Source organism: Sorangium sp. So ce321 (assembly GCF_051530195.1).
Classification (GTDB): domain Bacteria; phylum Myxococcota_A; class Polyangia; order Polyangiales; family Polyangiaceae; genus Sorangium.
This window is the reverse complement of record NZ_CP150329.1, coordinates 2,600,081-2,617,622: the sequence shown is the minus strand read 5'-3', so window position 1 is coordinate 2,617,622 and position 17,542 is coordinate 2,600,081. Positions and strand designations below refer to the sequence as shown.

Below are 17,542 nucleotides of genomic sequence, written 5' to 3'. Positions count from 1 at the left end.
AGGCTCCTGAGAGAGGACGGTGCACGCACGAGCACGCCTCGACGGCGTGCCCGGAAAGAGGACATAAATGACATGCGCGTGCGGGCGCTCGAGAAATGAGCGGCGCCGGCGCGCCCGCCGCGGGGCGAGCGCTCGGGCGCCGCTCGGCGAGGATCACGGCAAGCAGGGCACCGAGATCTCCGGAGCGGGCGGGTCCGCCATGCCGTCGCCGAGGTAGAAGCTCGTGTGCGGAGGCTGGTTGTAGGCGACGTTCTGCCAGGCAACCCCGAGGCGGTACTGGGGATCGTGCAGGAGCGTGTGGATGCGCCGGTCCGTGGGGATCGTCGTGGTGTAGATGCGCAATGCCTTGCCGTCCGTCGTCCTCCACATCACCTCTTCCCGCCAGTCCCCGAAGAGATCGGCGCTGAGGGCAGGCGTCGCCTTCGTCCCGTTGTTCGAGTCGCACCCGTCGGCGGTCAGCAGGTTGCCCCCGCCGTACTTGCTGATCCGGTTGCGATCCAGGAGCTCCCGCAGCGGGTCGGCGTCCCACCAGGCCACGAAGTTGCACGACGAAGGAGCGTCGCCGACCCGGTCTCCCCGCACGTTCCACAGGCTGCCGCTCAGACCGGCGCCCGCGACCCACATCTCCAGCCCTCGGTGCGCCGGATCCAGATCGGCCGCCACGCCGCGGCCAGGCCCCTCCCCGTCGTCTCCGGCGGCCTTCGACGCCTTCTTCCACAGGGTCTCCCCGGTCCGGGCGTCGTTCAGGTGGGCCCCGGCGTCGTCGAATCGCTCCTGGATATCGAAGACCTCGATGCCCGGCCGGTCCGGGTCGATGTCGGTGAGGTGCATGGCGTCGCCATGCCCGTACCGGGTGTTCCACAGCGGCGACCCATCGTCGTCGATCGCCATCGCGCCATAGACGATCTCGTCCTTGCCGTCGGCGTCGACGTCGCCGACGCTGAGCTGGTGGTTGCCCTGCCCGGCGTAGTCCCGGTTCCCGTCTTTGCTGTCGAACGTCCAGACATTCGTCAGCTGGCCATCCCTCCAGTTCCACGCCGCGAGGACGGTCCTTGTATAGTATCCGCGGCACATCACGAGGCTGGGCCGCTTCCCGTCGAGGTACGCCACGCCGGCGAGGAAGCGGTCGACCCGGTTGCCGTACTTGTCTCCCCAGTCGTCGACGTTGCCCCGGGCCGGGATGTAATCGACCGTGGCGAGCTCGCCGCCGGTCCGCCCATCGAAGACGGTGAGGAACTCCGGGCCTCGGAGGACGTAGCCGTCGCCGTTCCGGTGGTTCGCGTCCCGGTCGCCGAGGATCTTGCCCTTGCCGTCGACGGTCCCGTCCGCGGTCTTCGCCGCGACCTCGGCCCGCCCGTCGCCGTCGAAGTCGAAGACCATGAACTGCGTGTAATGGGCGCCTTCCCGGATGTTGCGGCCCAGGTTGATCCTCCAGAGGAGGGTCCCGTCGAGCTCGTACGCCTCGAGCTTCGTCTCACCGGTGCTCCCCTTCTGCGAGTTGTCCCGGGGAGTCTGCTCCTGCTTCAGGACGATCTCGAGCTCGCCGTCACCGTCGAGATCCCCGACGGACGCGTCGTTCGGGGTGTGGCCGGGGAGGGTCTGCAGGGGAACCGTGATGTAGTTGCGCGCGATCACGGTCGCCGGCTTTGACGGCGGCTGCTCCTGCCCCTGGAGGACGGGCCGAACCTCGTACGAGGACCGGTCGCCCCCGTCGCGATCGACGTAGTTGGTGGACGCCACAATGGGCTCGGCGTTGATCCTGGTCCCGTCGCGGTAAAGGTTGAAGGCCACGTCCGGAGGATCCGTGCCCAGCAGGCGCCAGCCGACGTAGACGCCATCGCCCGTCCTCACCGCGACCAGGCCGCGCCCGAGGTTCTCCATGAGCCGCGCCGCCGGCTCCTGCCCGGCGCCGACGCAAGCGTTCAGGCTGCTCCCGCCGCCGGTTGCCCCGCCGCCTGCTCCCGGGCTGCCGCTGGCGCTGCTGCTGCCAGCGCTGCTGCTGCTGCCGCCGCTGGCGCTGCCGCTGCCGTTGCTGCTGCCGCTGCCAGCGCTTCCCGACGGCTCGCCGCCGCCATGGCCCGCGGCGCCGCCAGCGCCAGCCGAGCTGTCCTCGGCACCGCATGCGCAAAGGAGGGCCGCCGAGAGCAGCGCACGCAAAGGAACCGAAGCTCGTCTGTAAGCAAGAATGGTTGATCGAGACATGGACTCTCTCCTCCGCCGGCCGTCGAGGCACAACGCCACAGGGCGACCGGCAAGCGCGTGTCGCTCGAGCGGACACGAGCGCGCCCGCCGAGCGACCATGAGATCACGGTCCGCTGGGTGTGGATAAATTGGACGTGTAGGAAGAGGGTACCAGGCCACCCGCCAGGCACCGCTCTGCCTCCCTGTGCGCCGAAGCGCCCGGGATCAATCACACATTGTCACGATTTTCTGCAGGGGCCGGAGCCGTCGCTCGGCGATGCAATGTTGCGCCGACGAAGGGGATGGCGAAGCAGCTCGCGTCGAGCGAGACCCTCCTCCGGTCCCAGGCGCGCGCCGGCGTCAGAGCTCGACGCCGAGGAGCAAGCCGGGCCGGAAGCGGTAGCGCGCGAGGACCGTCTCGGTCCCCTGCTCGAGCGCGAGGTCGTAGCGGACGCGCGCGGGGTCGAGGTCGACGAAGAGCTCCGTGAACAGCGAGAGCTCCCGGGTCAGCGGGAGCCTGGCCACGAGCCCGGCCGCGAGCACGAGGGCGTACGAGGCGCTCGCCCCGGCAGGGACGAACGCGGCGGCGCCGTCGCTGCCCGGCCGCGGCGTCGCGTCCACGCGGTCGAGGCCCGCGCCGAGGCGCGCGCCGAGCTCGAGCGACGTCACGCCCGGGGCGACGGCGTGGAGCCAGGAGGCGTCGGCGCGGAGCGTCATCGTGCGGAGATCGAGGCCGATGCGCGGCTCCTCGTAGCGCCGCTCGAACTGGTACTGGAAGCGCGCGTCGACAGCGAGCCGGTGCCACCCCCAGCTCGCGCCGAGCGCGACGCGCACGCCGGGGCCGTGCGTGAGGCCGACCTCGGCCGAGTGCGCCATGACCCCGTAGAAGGCCCCGAGCTCCAGCGCGCGGCGCGGGGCCGCGGCGGCCGCGGCGGCCGTAGGCGCCGGTGCGCCGGCGGGCGGCTCCGGAGGCGCCGCCTCGTGGAGGATGAGCGCGCGCGCCTGCTCCCGGTCGAGCGAGGAGCGCGCGTCCTCGCGCAGCGACCGCAGCGAGAGCTCGACGACCTGGGCCACGGACTCGCGATCGAGCTCGTCGAAGCGGCCCGAGAGCTCGATCGAGCGCACGAGGAAGCGATCGGCCACGGGATCCGTGAAGTAGAGGGCGGCGCGGCGCGGATCGCTGAGGTCGATCCAGCACGAGAGGGCCACGCCGGGGGCGGCGCGCGTCGCGAAGAGCGCCGTCGCGTCGAAGCGCGGCGCGGTCCGGAAGCGGAGGGTGAAGGCGGAGAGCGCCTGGGACTCGAGCGCCGTCCGCACCGCGACGAGATCGCCCGCGGCGCCCGTGAGGACGAGCTCCACGACCGGCGCGCTCGGCGCGACGACCGGCGGCGCGACCGGCGCGACGACCGGCGGTGTGCCCGGCGGCGCTGCCGGGACGGCGCCGCCGCCGTCGGCCAGCGCGGACGCCGCGGCGAGCGCGAGCGCCGCGGCGAGCCCGATCCCGATCCCCGCCCGCTTCGTGATCACCCTCCGAGCTCGGCGAGGCGGCGGCGCGCGTGCTCGACGTAGGGCGAGCCCGGGTGCTCCCGGAGCAGGCGCCGCCAGCTCTGCGCCTCGTCGGCGGAGCGCCCGAGCGCCCGCAGGGCGCGCCCGCGGCCGTAGAGCGCCTCGACCGCCAGCGGGCGCGCGCCGGCGGTGCCCAGGTACCTGTCGAACTGCGCGAGCGCCGCGGCGGGCGAGCCGCTGTTGAGGAGCAAGCTGCCCAGCGACACGAGGGAGAGCGTGGCCTCGGGCGACCTCGCGAAGCCCTTCTGGAGCGCGCGGTAGAGCTCGATGGCGCGCTGGGTGCTGCCGGCGCGCCTCGCTTCGTTGGCGTCCCGGAAGAGCTGCTCCGCCGTCGGGGCGGAGGACGCGGCCGCGCCCGGCCCGCGCGGGGCCTCCTTCGACCGCGCAGCCGGCGCCGCGAGCTCCGGCAGCGCCGCTCCGGCGGGCGCCGCCGCCGCTCCTGCAGCACGTGCCGGCGCGCCGCCCGGCGCGGGCTCGCTGGCGGGCGGCGCGGGCTCGCCGGCGAGCGGCGCGGGCTCGCCGGCGAGCGGCGCGGCCACGCGCGGGCGGGACACCACCGCGCGCAGCGAGGGCTGGAGCAGGCGGACGCTCGGGGTCGACTGCGGGGGCGGGCGCCGCTGCACGAGCGCCGCCGCCGCCACGCCGCAGGCGAGGACGGCCGCCGCGGCGTAGAGCCAGGCGCTGCGCTTCCAGCGAGCCCCGCGCGCGCCGGCGAGGCCGCTTCCGGGCGGCGCGAGGTCGTCTCCGTGCCGCACGTCGTTGTCAGGCCGCACCGGCGCGCCCTCGCGCCGCACGTCGAGCGCTGCCCCGCCGATCGCGACGCTCGCGATGCGCGCGAGGAGCTCCGCGTCCCCGGGCTCCGCCGCGCCCACGGTGTCGAAGTCCTGCGCGATCCCCCAGCTGATCCGGCACGAATCGCAGGCGCCCAGGTGGGCGTCGAAGGCGAGCCGGTCCGGCTCGGTCGCGACGCCGCGGCGCACCCGCGTGAGGAGCTCGCTCCGGCAGTCCAGGCTCATGATTCCCTCCACCGGGAGAGCTCGGCCAGCTTGGCGTTGTTGGCGAGCGCGCGCCGCAGGGACTCCTTGCCGAGCCGGAGCCGGCTCCAGATCGTGTTCGGGGAGACGCTGGCGAGCGCCGCGATCTCGTCGACCGTGTAACCGAGCACGAAGTGCAGGGCGAGCGCCTCGGCCGTCGACCCCGGCATCCTGTCGAGCACCTCGAGCACCATCTCGCGCCGCCGGGTCGAGACCGCCTCGGCGAACGGCGAAGGGCCGCTCTCGTCCGCGGCCGCCTCGACCGGCGCGTCCGACACGTCGAAGCGCGCGCGCACGCGGAGGCGCCGGCGCGCGCCGAGCGCGGTCATCAGGGCGATACGGTTGGCGAAATGGACCACGGTGCACTCCGCGCGGAAGGAAGGCAGCGCCTGGAGCAGCGCGAGGACCGCCTCCTGCGTGACGTCCTCGACGTCGGAGTGACGGGGGCCGAGCACCTTCCTCACCGTCCGTAGCATGGAGCCGCCGAGCTCGGTGACGAGCGTGCGAATGGCCGCGGGGTCGCGCGCCGCCGCCGCGCGAGCGACCCCGAGCAGCTCGTCCGCCCGCGGAGGCGCTCCCTCCGCCGGGGGCGGGAGGTCGGTCGCAAGCTTTCGCACGTCAACCACGATGCACGAGGGCGGAAGTCCTGGTCAAGGCGCGCTTCGGCGGGCCTCATCGACAGCGGCCACGCTGCTCCGCGCAGGCCGCGAGCGGGGCGCACGTCACGGTCCTCCGGAGATCGGCCAGCCGTCGCCGTCCCACGCCAGATCGGAGATCCGCAGCGTGGGGGCGCCGTTCGCTTCCGCGTTGTACGCGTGATAGACGTTGTAGGCCCGGTCCTTGGCGAACAGGACGGCGTTGTGCCCGGGCCCTCGCCACCGGGAGTCCCCCGTGACGAGGAGGGTGCCGCCGCCGGACAGCATGGCCGTGCCCTCCCTGTCCACGTACGGGCCGTTGATGCTCGTCGAGCGGCCGACGGTGATCTTGTAGGTGCTGTCGACCCCGCGGCAGCAGGAGTCGAACGACACGAACAGATAGTAAAAGCCGCAGCGCCGGACGATGAACGGCGCCTCGAGCGCCCCGCCGGCGTCAGGGCGCGAGGCGAGGGCGTGGAGCGCGTCGTCGGCCCGCTCCCCCGATGGGGCGAGCTTCACCATCTTGATCCCGCTCCAGAAGCTCCCGAACACGAGCCACGGGGTGCCGTCTTCATCGAGCGCGACGTTGGGGTCGATGGCGTTCCAGTCGTCCCGGGTCGCGTCGTCGTTCGAGCAGATGGCGGCCCCTCGGTCCGTCCACGGCTCTGTCGAGTCGAGCGATGCCTTCGTCGCGTGTCCTATACACGACTTGTTGCTGCCGAACGTCGAGGCGGAGTAGTAGAGGTGGTAGGTGTCCCCGAAGTGGGAGATATCGGGCGCCCACAGGTCGCTCACGCCCGGCACCCGCGCCGCGAGCCAGGCGGGCCTCGCCTCGAACACCCGACCTGCAGGCTGCCAGTCGAGGAAGTCCGAGGAGGTCTTCATCGGGATCCGGTCGCCCGTCTGGAAGAGGTAATACCGGTCGCCGGCCTGGATGACCGACGGGTCGTGCGTCCCGAGGTTCCCGGACAGGCGCAGCGCCCCGGGCGGGCTCGCGGGGTCGTGGCGCGCCTCTGCGCACCGGTCGCCGCCCCCCGGGCCGCCGCCGCTCCCTCCGGCGCCGGCGCCGCCGCTGCCTCCCTCGCCGCTCCCTCCGGCGCCAGCGCCGCCGCTGCCTCCTTCGCCGCCGGTGCCGGTCGTGTCGGCGCGACCTCCCGCGCCGCTGGTGCCCGCGGTGGCGGCCGCGGTCGTCGTGGAGGTGGTGGCGCTCGTGGCGCCGCTGTCCTGACCCCCTGAGCCGGAGCTCGGGCCCGGGGTCTCCGAGCCACAACCCGCGAGCGACGCGACCACGCCGATCAGGAGGCTCCACGTACGTGCAGACCCACATCGTCGCCGCGACCGGTCAAGCAGAGGATGCATTGAAGCTCCTGGGGGGTGTTCTCGATCCCGTTTTCCCACGTGGAGCGGAGCGACCGCGATCAATCACGGGTCGCTCGATTTTCTCGTCAGGGGCCGCAACGATCGCGCTCGATTGGAAAGTTGCACCAGGGCAGGATGCCGTGACGCCACCCGGTCGTGGGCCTCCGGAGGGCGCCTGTGCCGGGGTCGCGCTCGGCGCCGCCCGCGTGCGCCGGCGTGGGATCGACGGCGCTCACCGCGGCGTGCGAGGCCTGGAGTCCGGATCAGGGTGTGAGGCGGCGGGCCTCGTAGATATCGGCCACGCCGGTCCGTGTCGACGCGAAGAACAGGACGGAGCCGTCGGGTGAGAGGTGCGGATCGGTGTCGCGCTCCTCGGGGAGGTTCACCGGCGCCTCGAGCGGCTCCGCGGCCTCGAACGCCGCTTCGGCGCTTGCCCGCCGTGCCCAGAACAGGTCTCCCCCTCCCGCGCGGCTCGATCGGAACAGGATCTGCTTGCCGTCGTCGAACAGGAACGGGGCGCCCTCGTCGCCTGGGCCGTCCACCCCGGCGAGCGGGACGAGCGCGCTCCAGTCGTCCTCCGGGCGTTCGCGCGACGCGATCGCGAGGTACGTCTCCGCGTCCGCGGGCGTGACGCCGGTCACGAGGTGGAGCCCTGGGGGATCGACGTGAGGGCCTATCACCGTGGCGCCCTCGACGGCGAGGGCGTCCACGTGCGCTGGTGTCCCCCACGGGTCGTCCCGGCTGGCGCGCGTGGCCAGCCAGATGCCCTCCGGATCGCGTGCGCTGAAGAACCAGATCTTGAGCCCGTCTCCGGAGACGGAGGGGGTGTCCTCGATCTCGGCGCTGTTGAGCTCCTCCACGGCGCGCGGCGCGTCCCACGGCGAGCCCAGCGCTGCCCGTCGCGACGTGAAGAGGTCCCGGTTCCCGTCGCGATCGGACATGAAGTAGATCTCGAGCAGATCGCCCGTGAGCGTCGGGTCTTCTTCCCTTGCCTCGGAGTTGACCTCCGCCACCGCCGCAGGCGCCTCGAACGTCGGCCGCACCGGCGCGCCTGCGCCGCCCTGTCCTGGCGTGAGGTTGCCGATCACGAAGTGCTGATCCTGGCACCCCGCTCCGCCGAGCGCGAGCCAGAGTCCCCACGCCGCCGCGATCTTCTGGCCCCGCCACCTCATCGATTCCCGTTCACACGTGAGAAAGTTGGCCTCGCATCAAACGTTCGCCCCGTCGACAACGGCGAGCTTCCGCGGACCGTGCTCGGCGCCGGGAGGCCTGACATCCGCCCCCCGTTCGACACCGGACGGCCCCCGGGCCCCACGCCGCCTCACCCGATGCCCGCCTCGCTGGGCGGCGCGACCGCCTTGTCGTCCCCCGCCTGGATGGGCACGCGGGGAAACCAGAGCGCCGAGATGAACCCGACGACGCCCATCGCCGCGATGATCCAGAACACCGTGGTGAGGCCGGACGTGAGCGCCTCCCCGAGGTGCTGCACGACCGCCGGGTCGAGCCCCCGCGCCCCCTCCGCCGTCAGCAACCGGCTCGCCGCGTCCTCGGGGATCGACGGGTCCTTCGCGAGCTGCGCCGTCAGGACGCCGCCCATGACGCCCACCGCCACCACGCCGCCGAGCAGCCGGGAGAACATCGTGCTCGCCGTCGCGATCCCGCGCTGATCCCAGGCGACGCTGCTCTGCACCGCGATGAGCAGCGCCACGTTCGACAGCCCCATGCCCACGCCGAAGACGAACGTCGTCGCGCGGAGCATCAGCGGCGTGTCGTGCGCCCCGCCGAGCGCGAGCGCGAGCCCCGCCACCGCCGTGAACCCGAGCCCGAGCCAGATGAGCGGGCGGAACCCGACCCGCGGGATGAGCCGCCCGCCGATCGCGCTCGCGACAGGCCAGCCGATCAGCATCGGGGCGATGGCGCTCCCGGCGTCGGTAGGGGTGCCGCGGAGCACGCCCTGCACGAACAGCGGCACGAAGGTGATCGTGCCCATCATCGCGCCGCCGAGGATGGCGCCGGCCACGTTGGAGATGAACATCACCGGGCGCCGGAAGAGCGGAAGCGGGACCATCGGCTCGGGCGCCCGGCGCTCCACCGCGAAGAACGCCGCGAAGAGCACGACGCACGCGATCGCGGCGACGAGCGTCGTCCCCCCGCCCAGCCGCCCCGTGGCGAGCAGCAGCGCGACGACGCCGGCAGACAGCAGGGCCGCGCCGAGGAAGTCGAGCTCGTGAGGCCGCTTCTCGATGCGCTCGTGGAACGAGGTCGCCACGAGCGCGGCGGAAGCGAGGCCGAACGGGATGTTGATGTAGAAGACCCAGCGCCAGGAGAAGTAGGAAACGATGAGGCCGCCCACCATCGGGCCGATGATGCCGAAGAGCCCCCACGCGGCCCCGAAGACGCCCTGGATCCGCGCGCGCTCGTTGAGGTCGAAGATGTCGCCCGAGATGGTCATCGCCATCGGCTGCATGGCCCCGGCGCCGGCCCCCTGGAGGGCGCGGAAGGCGATGAGCTGCGGCATCGAGCGCGCCGCGCCGCTCGCGATCGACCCGATCAGGAAGACGGCGATGCCGAAGAGCATGACGGGCTTGCGCCCGTAGATGTCCGACAGCTTGCCGCAGATGGGCACCAGCACCGACGAGGTGAGCAGGTAGGCGGTGGTGACCCAGGCGTACTGGTGAATGCCGCCGAGATCGCCGATCACGGTGGGCATCGCGGTGGCCACGACCGTCGACTCGAGGGCGGCCATGGCGAGGGAGAGGATGAGCCCGACGACGGTGAGGGCGCGGTGGGTCTTGCGTTCGGAAGCCATGCAGGTGGTCGGGGATGTGGTGTGGACGAGCCGGCCCGGCAAGCGTGACACCGCGCGGCGGCGCGCGTCGAGCCGGAAGGCGCGCGCCAACGCGGAAGGCGCGCGCCCGCCCGCCCGCGCTACGGCCGGATTCCAAGCGCGCGCAGCATCGCGGGCGTGATCCTCTGTCGGACCTCCCCGTAGCGCGCCCACGGGTCCTCCTTGAGCGAGGCCAGGCGCTCCGGCAGGTTCCTGATCGTGAACTGATCCGCGCGCACCTCCGGCCCGAGCTCCTCCCAGGAGAGCGGCGTCGACACCGGCGCCCCCGGCCGCGCCCGCGTCGAGTACGCGGCCACCGACGTCGCGCCCCGCGTGTTGCGCAGGTAGTCGATGAAGATCTTCCCCTTCCGCTGCGCCTTCGAGACCACGATCGTGTACCCCTTCGGGTCGCGCCGCGCGATGTCGCCCGCGAGCCCCTTCGTGAAGGCGAGGCACTCGTCCCACCCGCTCCGCGGCGCGAGCGGCACCACGATGTGAAACCCCTTGCCGCCCGTCGTCTTCACGAAGCTCTCGAGGCCGAGATCGGTGAGCCGCTCCCTGATCAGGAGCGCCGCCGCGATCACGCGGTCCCATGACACCGAGGGATCCGGGTCGAGATCGAACACCACCCGATCCGGCAGCTCGAGCTTCGATGCCGTCGAGTTCCACGTGTGGATCTCCAGGGTCCCCATCTGCGCGAGCGACACGAGCGCCTCGGCCGAGTCCGCCACGAGGTACTCGCCCGCCTTCGTCTTCTCCTGGATCGTCACGCGGCGGAGCGCCGACGGCCCCCACACCTTCGAGTGCTTCATGTAGATGCACTCCCGGTCCGCGCCCTCCGGGCACCGCACCAGCGTGAGCGGCCTGTCCTTCACCTGCGGCACCATCCGCTCGGCGATCGACGCGTAGTAGAGCGCGAGCTCGCGCTTGGTGATCCCCTGCGCCGGATACAGCACCTTGTCCGGGTGCGACAGGCGCACGCCCGCGACCGAGGTCTCCTCGCCGTCCTCCGCGCCCCTCGCCGCAGCCGCGCGCGCCCTGGCCGTCTTCTTCGGCGCCGCGCGCTCGCCCGCCCCGCGCGCCGCGGTCTTCTCCTTCTTCTCGGGCTCCTCGGGCTCCCGTCCCGGCGCGCTGCCGCACGAAGCGCGGACCCAGCCCGGGCCGCGGCCGGGCACATAGGGCGCGTCGATCCGCTTCGAGACGATCCCCTTCAGCGACAGCTGGCACCCCTTCTGGACGACCTCCTCCCACGAGCCCTCGACGTGGTCGGCGTAGCGCAGCGCGCCCTCGCCCGAGGAGCCGAGCAGCCGCTTCAGCGCCTGCTTCCTCGCCGAGAGCGGCGACGCCATGAGGTCGTGGCCCTCCAGGTACAGGAGATCGAACACGAAGTAGACGACCTCGCCGCCCCGCGGAGCTGCCTTTGCGCCGGGCGGCGGCGGGGCCGTGGTGCCGTCCCGCAGGAGCACCGCCACCTCGCCGTCGAGCAGCGCGCTCTTCGGCCCGAGCCCCGCGATCGCCGCGGCGATGTGCTCGAACCGGCCCTCGACGTCCTTCCCCTTCTCGTCCACGAGCCGGACGCGCCCTTCCTCGACCCGGGCCATGATCCGGCAGCCGTCGTACTGGATCTCGTGCAGCCAGCCCTCGCCGTCCGGCGCTCCGCTCGCTTTCCCCTTCCCCTTCCTCGCCGGCAGGTGCTCCGGCAGCTGAGGCCGCACCTTCGCCGGCATCACCGCCTTGCGCGCGCCCTCCACCCGCGCCGCGGCGCGCGAGAGGCCGCTCTCGCGCCGATCCCCGCGCCCGGGCGCCTCCTCCGGCGCCTTCTGCTTCTTCTTCTCGGCCCGGTTCGATTGCCACACCCGGTCCTTGGCCGCGGCGATCTCGTCGAGCTGCCTCCCGGTGGCCACGCTCTCGGGCCGGGCCTCCACGACGCTGTACTCGTTCATGGAGCGCGCCTCCGCGTCCTTCTCCTTGATGAGGAGCCAGCTCCTCCCCTCGTCGTCATCGTCCCGCCCGCGGGTCTTCACGAGCGTGAAGCCGCCGCGGAGCTTCTCGCCCCGCAGGAGGAACTTCAGCTTTCCGGCGTGATACCCCTTGTGCGGATTCTCGACCGGGACCCACGTGCCCCGGTCCCAGAGGAGCACTGTCCCGCCCCCGTACTGCCCTCTCGGGATGATGCCCTCGAAATCCCCGTAATCGAGCGGGTGATCCTCGGTGTGCATGGCCAGCCGCTTGACCTCCGGGTCGAGGCTCGGCCCCTTCGGCACCGACCAGCTCTTGAGCACGCCCTCGAGCTCGAGGCGAAAGTCGTAGTGCAGGTGCGAGGCGGCGTGCTTCTGGATGATGAAGGTCCGCTCCTCGGCGTCGGCAGGCGCGGCAGTGACCTCTTCCCCCCGTGGCTCGGGCGTGACGGAGAAGTCGCGTTTACGCCAGTACTCGCGCAGTCCCATGCGCCAGGATAGCAGAGGCGTCGCGCGCTGCAGCCCAGGCGCCGAGTCCGCGGGGGCCGCTCGAGCAGGGGAGTGACCTCCTCGGCGACGTCATCGACACCGCGCGCCGCGCGCCGGCACGCTCGAGGCGCTCCTCGAGCCGGAGGAGGACACATTGCGCGCGATCGTTCGCGCGGGCTGAGCCTGCTGATGGAAGGGCGCTGCGCCGCGCGGCGCAGGGTGGCCGCGAGGCAGAGGCCGACCGCTTGACGTCGCTCAGGCTGCTGATGTCACCGAGGGACGCGAGCGGCCGCCGAGGCGCGCCGGCCCCGGCGCGTCCCGCTCCAGGACCGGCGCCACGCCCTGCGCGCAGGCGGAGCGAGCTTGACGACGCGTCCTGTGTAGCCGATACCGCATCGGCGTATGCTGCGCGCGCCACGGCGCCAGCAGGCGCCGTCCAGGCCTGGCCATCGGACGAGATCCCCGACGTCACGAGGTAATCTTCTGCCCCGAACCTAGCTCACGCTTCCGCTGTGAGGGGCACGAAATCGAGCTGGTCACGGAGAAAGAGAGCAGCATGTCCGTAATGGAAGCCTCCTCCAGGGAAGGTCGGCTCATGTCGACCCTCGAGCGCCTGCTCGAGCTCCCGGCAGCCGACCTGCGGCAGTCGCTCAACCAGGCGAGCGAGCTCCTCGCGAGCGCGCTCGGCGCCGACAAGATCGACATCTTCCTCTTCGACCCCAGCAGAAAAACGCTGCGTGCCCTGGGGACGAGCAACACGCCGATGGGCCGGCTCCAGCGGTCGCTGGGCCTCGATATCCATCCGGTCGCCAACGGCGGCTCGATCGCCGGTGTCTTCACGACCGGCGATCCTCACGTCACCGGGCATGCGGACCAGGTGCACGGCGAGCTCCCCGGCGTGGTCCACGACCTCGGGGTCCGGTCGCACATCGCGGTCCCGCTCTTCATCGACGGCGAGCGGCGCGGGGTCGTCTCCGCCCAGTCCCCCGCGCCGGAGTTCTTCTCCGACGAGGACCTCCGCTTCCTCGGCGCTGTGTCGCACTGGATCGGCGCCCTGACGCACCGGGCGGAGCTGGTCGAGCAGGTCACCGCGGCGGCGCTCGTGCAGGGCCGGCGCCAGGTCGCCGAGGAGCTGATCACCGTGATGGCCCACGACCTGCGGAACTACCTGAGCCCGCTCCTGAGCCGCCTCGAGCTGCTGCACCGGCGCGCCGAGATCGAGGGCCGGGCCGATGACGTGCGCGACCTCGACCGGGCGAGCGATTCGGTCGCTCAGCTCGGCCACCTCATCTCGGATCTGCTGGACGTCGGGCGCCTCGAGCAGGGGCTGTTCGAGATCGTGCCGACGTCGATGGACCTTGCCGCGCTGGCGCAGGACGTCGCGCGGGCGCTCGGGACGCCCAGCGTCGAGGTCCGCGTCGAGGGCCCGCCGGAGCTCGTGGTCGCAGCGGACAGGGCTCGCCTCCGCCAGGCGCTCGAGAACCTCGTCAGCAACGCGATCAAGCACTCGCCCGCGGGGAAGTGGGTGCTCGTCAAGCTCAGCAGCGAGCTGCGAGCGGGGATGGAGTACGTTTATGTCGATGTCATCGACCACGGAGCCGGCGTGCCGCCAGAGCTCCTTCCCAGGATCTTCGACCGCTTCGTCACCGGCGGGAGCGCGTCGGGCATGGGCCTCGGGCTCTACCTGGCGAGCAGGATCGCCGCCGCCCACGGGGGCTCGTTGACGGTGAGCTCTCCTCCCGGCACCGGCGCGACGTTCCGGCTGAGCTTGCCGGTGAGCGGTCCGCCCGATCATCCGGAGAAGGCGTGATCCGGAACCGGAAGAGGAACGACCCAGCGCATCATCGCGCCTGATCACCCGCGGCGCAGCTCGCGTCGAACGGCGCGCGCGAGGGCACAAAACGAAGCTGGCGGAGCGGGCCCGCTTCAGGCCTGCTCCGCCAGGATCGCGGCGGCGCACGTCATCGCGCCGCGCTGTGAGGACGGCGCGCCGCCCTCACGGGCTTCACGCAGCCATCATCGACTTCATGCCCATCATGTTCGGCATCATGCCGCCCATCATGCCCATGCCGGGCATCATGTTCATCATGCCGGGCATCATGCCGTTCATCATGCCCATGCCGGGCATCATGTTCATCATGCCGTTCATCATGCCCATGCCGGGCATCATGTTCATCATGCCGGGCATCATGCCCATGCCGGGCATCATGTTCATCATGCCGGGCATCATCATGTTCGGCATCATGCCGTTCATCATGCCCATGCCGGGCATCATGTTCATCATGTTCGGCATCATGCCGCCCATCATCGGCATCATCATGTTCGGCATCATGCCGCCCATCATGCCCATACCGGGCATCATGTTCATCATGCCGGGCATCATGCCGCCCATCATCGGCATCATGTTCATCATCGGCATCGAGCTCATCGGCATCATCATGGTGGTACCCTCCGTCTCCGTCGGTGTTTCTGAGCACGGGTGTACTTGGCGGCGCGCACGCGAGCAATCGTGAAGGATATGGACGGATCGCTTTCCTCCAGGGGAGCGGACGCGCGCTCCTCGCGAGCGGACAGTCCGCCGTGTCTGGCGGAGGAGCGTCCACGATAGCGACGGGTCGCGCGGCTGAGCCCGCCGCGGCAGCAGCCCCGGGCGGCGGGTGTGCCGCGCGGGGCGGCGCCTGAGGAACTCCCTCATTTTGCAGCCCTTTCCAGCAGGGAAATTGAACAGGGAGGCGGGGAGACAGGGAGTACTTCGAAGATTTCCCTCCCCGTCTCCCCGCCTCCCTGTGAACTTTCCGAAGAATTTGAGGGGATACATCAGGGGCGGCGCCCGAGAAGGCGCTCTCCCGGGTCACCTGGCCTTGCGGCTCCCTCGCTTCGGGCCGCCTCGCTCCGCCGACAGCTCGCTGCGGGCGCGCTCGATCCACCGGAGCTCCGCGTCGCACCAGGCGAGCCCGTGCTCGATGCTCAGCCGCCAGATGTCGCGCTCGCGCGCCGACCGCGCCAGCGAGAAGATCTGCTCGTCCCCGAGCCGCCCCTCGTAGTCGACCCGGGTCGCCTCGATATCCCGGGCGTACCTCGCCAGGATGTCGTCGAGCTTCGCCGGCGGCACATGCGCGGCGAACACCAGCTTGAGCAGCAAGGGGTGCCGCAGCATGAGCGGCTCGAGCGGCGCCTCGAGCCACGCCTTCAGCGCCGCTCGGCCCGGCTCCGTCAGGGAATACACCTTCCGGTCCGGCTTGCCGTCCCCCGGCACCGTCCGCGCCTCGACGAGCCCCTCGCCCTCCAGCGCGTGCAGCTCCCGGTAGATCTGGCTCTGCGTCACGGACCAGAACGAGCGCACCGACCCGTCGAACCGCTGCTTCAACGTATAACCGCTCGTCGGCTCGAACGAGAGGAAGCCCAGGATGGCGCCGCGGAGGGACACGGCGCCGGACCCTAGAGCACCGGTATCCTATATACAATGTGATATAAGAGCTCGATCGCCGCCGGCGACGCCGGAAGAGCCCGCGCGCGCCGCGAGGCCGGCGGTGGCGGCCGGCCAGGGCTCGGCTACACCGCGCGGATGCTCCGACGGCTCCTCGACTGGCTCGATCGCGCGCTCTCGCCCCGCGCGCCCGCGCCGCCGGCCCCCGCCGACCTCGAGGCGCCCGGGGCCGAGCCGCCGGAAGCTCCCGCTCCGCCGGGCGCCGACGACATCGTGGTCATGCCGATCGAGGACGCGATCGACCTGCACACCTTCGCGCCGCGCGACGTCGCGTCGGTCGTCGAGGAGTACCTCCACGAGGCGCAGCAGCGCGGGTTCCGCGAGGTGCGGCTCATCCACGGCCGCGGCAAGGGCGTGCAGCGCCGGATCGTCCGGAGCGTCCTCTCGCGCCACCCCGCCGTGGACGACTTCCGCGACGCCCCGGCCTCCCGCGGCGGGTGGGGCGCCACCGTCGTGTGGCTCAAGGCCGCGGGCGACGCGCCGCCCTAGCTCCGCGCGAAGCTGGCCGCCCGCAGGGCCACTTGGAACGACCGCAGTCTCCTGCGAAGATGGCGCGATGCCGCGCCCCCCCGCCACGCCCGACGCCCCCGGCCTTCCCGGCGTCATCTCCGCCACGGAGCCCCGCATCAAGGCCGACGTGGTGGCGGTGCCCCGCCTCGAGCTCTGCGTCGAGCGCGAGGCGGGAAAGCCCGCGAGCCGGACGATGGTCCTCGACGGCGACTTCATCCGCGTCGGCTCCCACCCGAGCAACGACCTCGTCCTCGCCGACCGCGCCGTCTCGCGCTTCCACTGCATCCTCGAGCGCGTCAAGGCGACCTTCCGGCTGACGGACGTCGGCTCGCTCAACGGGACCTACATCGCGGGCGTCCGCGTGCGGGACGCCGACGCCATCCTGCCGGAGTGCCGCATCGAGCTCGGCGAGTCGGTCGTGCGCATCCGCGACGCCGATGCCGTCGCCGAGACCGAGCTCGCGCGCGCGGCGAGCTTCGGGGCGCTCCAGGGCGTGTCGGTCCCCATGCGGCGCCTCTTCGTCATCCTCGATCGCGTGGCGAAGAGCGCGCCCGACGTGCTCATCGAGGGCGAGAACGGCACCGGCAAGGAGGTCATCGCCACCGAGCTCGTCCAGCGCAGCGCGCGCGCCGACAAGCCGCTCGTCATCGTCGACTGCGGCGCCATCTCGCCGAGCCTCATCGAGAGCGAGCTGTTCGGCCACGTCCGCGGCTCGTTCACCGGCGCCTCGCGCGACCGCGCCGGCGCCTTCGAGGAGGCCGACGGCGGCACCGTCTTCCTCGACGAGATCGGCGAGCTGCCGCTGGAGATGCAGCCGAAGCTCCTCCGCGCCCTCGCCTCGCGCGAGGTGCGCAGGCTCGGCGAGAGCCGGGTGCGCAAGGTCGATATCCGGGTGATCGCCGCCACCAACCGGCGCCTCGAGCGCGAGGTGAACAGCGGCCGGTTCCGCGAGGACCTCTACTACCGCCTCTCGGTGCTCACCGTGCGCGTGCCGCCGCTCCGGGAGCGCAAGGAGGACATCGGCCTGCTCGTCCAGTGCTTCCTCAACGAGCTCGGCGCCAGCGACAAGGTGAACCTCTTTCCCCCCGAGGTGATCGAGGACATGAAGCGTTACGACTGGCCCGGCAACGTGCGAGAGCTGAGGAACTACGTCGAGCGCCGCGTCGTGCTCGGCGAGGGCGCCGCCATGGGGGCGACCGCGCCGGCCGAGCGCGGCGCCGCTCCGCCCGCCGACGCTCCCGCGCCGCCCGCCGACGCCGCCGCCGCCAACATCGAGATGCCGTTCAAGGAGGCGAAGGACGCCATCATCGACAGGTTCGAGCGGGACTACCTCGCCGCCCTGCTCGAGTGGTCGAACGGCAATGTAAGCCGCGCCGCACGCAAGGCAGGGCTCGACCGCATGTACCTCCACCGCCTCCTCCAGCGGCACGGCCTCCGGCGCGCCGCCGCCCTCGACTGAGCAGCGCCGGGCCACGCCGGACCGGCGAGTTCCCGGC

The 17,542-nt window shown here is 72.0% G+C and carries 13 protein-coding genes; 3 read left to right on the top strand and 10 right to left on the bottom strand.

Features of this window, described 5'->3' with window-relative positions; translation table 11 throughout:
- Nucleotides 1-153: 153 nt before the first annotated feature.
- The 8 genes from WME89_RS10205 to ligD form a co-directional block, all read right to left on the bottom strand.
- On the bottom strand, nucleotides 154-2,157 hold the full coding sequence (locus WME89_RS10205) for a rhamnogalacturonan lyase (protein ID WP_438009030.1): 2,004 nt from the start codon (nucleotides 2,155-2,157) through the stop codon (nucleotides 154-156).
- A 384-nt stretch (nucleotides 2,158-2,541) separates the two neighbouring features.
- Nucleotides 2,542-3,708: a hypothetical protein gene (locus tag WME89_RS10200; protein WP_438009029.1), complete on the bottom strand. Its 1,167-nt coding sequence runs from the start codon at nucleotides 3,706-3,708 to the stop codon at nucleotides 2,542-2,544.
- Complete coding sequence (locus tag WME89_RS10195) at nucleotides 3,705-4,763, bottom strand: tetratricopeptide repeat protein (protein ID WP_438009028.1); 1,059 nt, start codon at nucleotides 4,761-4,763, stop codon at nucleotides 3,705-3,707. Before WME89_RS10195 ends, WME89_RS10200 begins: the two co-directional genes overlap by 4 nt.
- The gene (locus WME89_RS10190) at nucleotides 4,760-5,398 is read right to left on the bottom strand and encodes an RNA polymerase sigma factor (RefSeq protein WP_438009027.1); all 639 of its coding nucleotides are present in this window, start codon (nucleotides 5,396-5,398) and stop codon (nucleotides 4,760-4,762) included. The genes WME89_RS10195 and WME89_RS10190 overlap by 4 nt, the downstream gene beginning before the upstream one ends.
- Nucleotides 5,399-5,503: 105 nt before the next feature.
- Nucleotides 5,504-6,706, bottom strand: coding sequence for an arabinan endo-1,5-alpha-L-arabinosidase (locus WME89_RS10185; protein ID WP_438009026.1), 1,203 nt, complete (start codon nucleotides 6,704-6,706; stop codon nucleotides 5,504-5,506).
- Nucleotides 6,707-7,038: 332 nt separating this feature from the next.
- The gene (locus tag WME89_RS10180; RefSeq protein ID WP_438009025.1) at nucleotides 7,039-7,947 is read right to left on the bottom strand and encodes a TolB family protein; all 909 of its coding nucleotides are present in this window, start codon (nucleotides 7,945-7,947) and stop codon (nucleotides 7,039-7,041) included.
- A 149-nt stretch (nucleotides 7,948-8,096) separates the two neighbouring features.
- Nucleotides 8,097-9,584 (bottom strand): MDR family MFS transporter, encoded by a 1,488-nt coding sequence (locus WME89_RS10175; protein WP_438009024.1) that lies wholly within the window; start codon nucleotides 9,582-9,584, stop codon nucleotides 8,097-8,099.
- A gap of 119 nt (nucleotides 9,585-9,703) precedes the next feature.
- Complete coding sequence (gene ligD / locus WME89_RS10170) at nucleotides 9,704-12,049, bottom strand: non-homologous end-joining DNA ligase (protein WP_438009023.1); 2,346 nt, start codon at nucleotides 12,047-12,049, stop codon at nucleotides 9,704-9,706.
- 556 nt (nucleotides 12,050-12,605) lie between these two features.
- Between ligD and WME89_RS10165 the strand changes: the two genes are divergently transcribed.
- Nucleotides 12,606-13,859: a GAF domain-containing sensor histidine kinase gene (locus tag WME89_RS10165; RefSeq protein ID WP_438009022.1), complete on the top strand. Its 1,254-nt coding sequence runs from the start codon at nucleotides 12,606-12,608 to the stop codon at nucleotides 13,857-13,859.
- A gap of 195 nt (nucleotides 13,860-14,054) precedes the next feature.
- On the opposite strand, the gene WME89_RS10160 is transcribed toward WME89_RS10165, so the two are convergent.
- Nucleotides 14,055-14,489 (bottom strand): hypothetical protein, encoded by a 435-nt coding sequence (locus WME89_RS10160; RefSeq protein WP_438009021.1) that lies wholly within the window; start codon nucleotides 14,487-14,489, stop codon nucleotides 14,055-14,057.
- Between the two features lie 411 nt (nucleotides 14,490-14,900).
- The gene (locus WME89_RS10155; protein WP_438009020.1) at nucleotides 14,901-15,476 is read right to left on the bottom strand and encodes a PadR family transcriptional regulator; all 576 of its coding nucleotides are present in this window, start codon (nucleotides 15,474-15,476) and stop codon (nucleotides 14,901-14,903) included.
- A gap of 138 nt (nucleotides 15,477-15,614) precedes the next feature.
- On the opposite strand from WME89_RS10155, the gene WME89_RS10150 reads away from it, so the two are divergent.
- Together WME89_RS10150 and WME89_RS10145 are read left to right on the top strand one after the other, a co-directional pair.
- Nucleotides 15,615-16,025 carry a Smr/MutS family protein gene (locus tag WME89_RS10150; RefSeq protein WP_438009019.1) on the top strand — a complete coding sequence of 137 codons (411 nt, stop codon included), beginning with the start codon at nucleotides 15,615-15,617 and terminating at the stop codon, nucleotides 16,023-16,025.
- Nucleotides 16,026-16,092: 67 nt separating this feature from the next.
- Nucleotides 16,093-17,505 carry a sigma 54-interacting transcriptional regulator gene (locus WME89_RS10145; RefSeq protein WP_438009018.1) on the top strand — a complete coding sequence of 471 codons (1,413 nt, stop codon included), beginning with the start codon at nucleotides 16,093-16,095 and terminating at the stop codon, nucleotides 17,503-17,505.
- Nucleotides 17,506-17,542 lie beyond the last annotated feature (37 nt).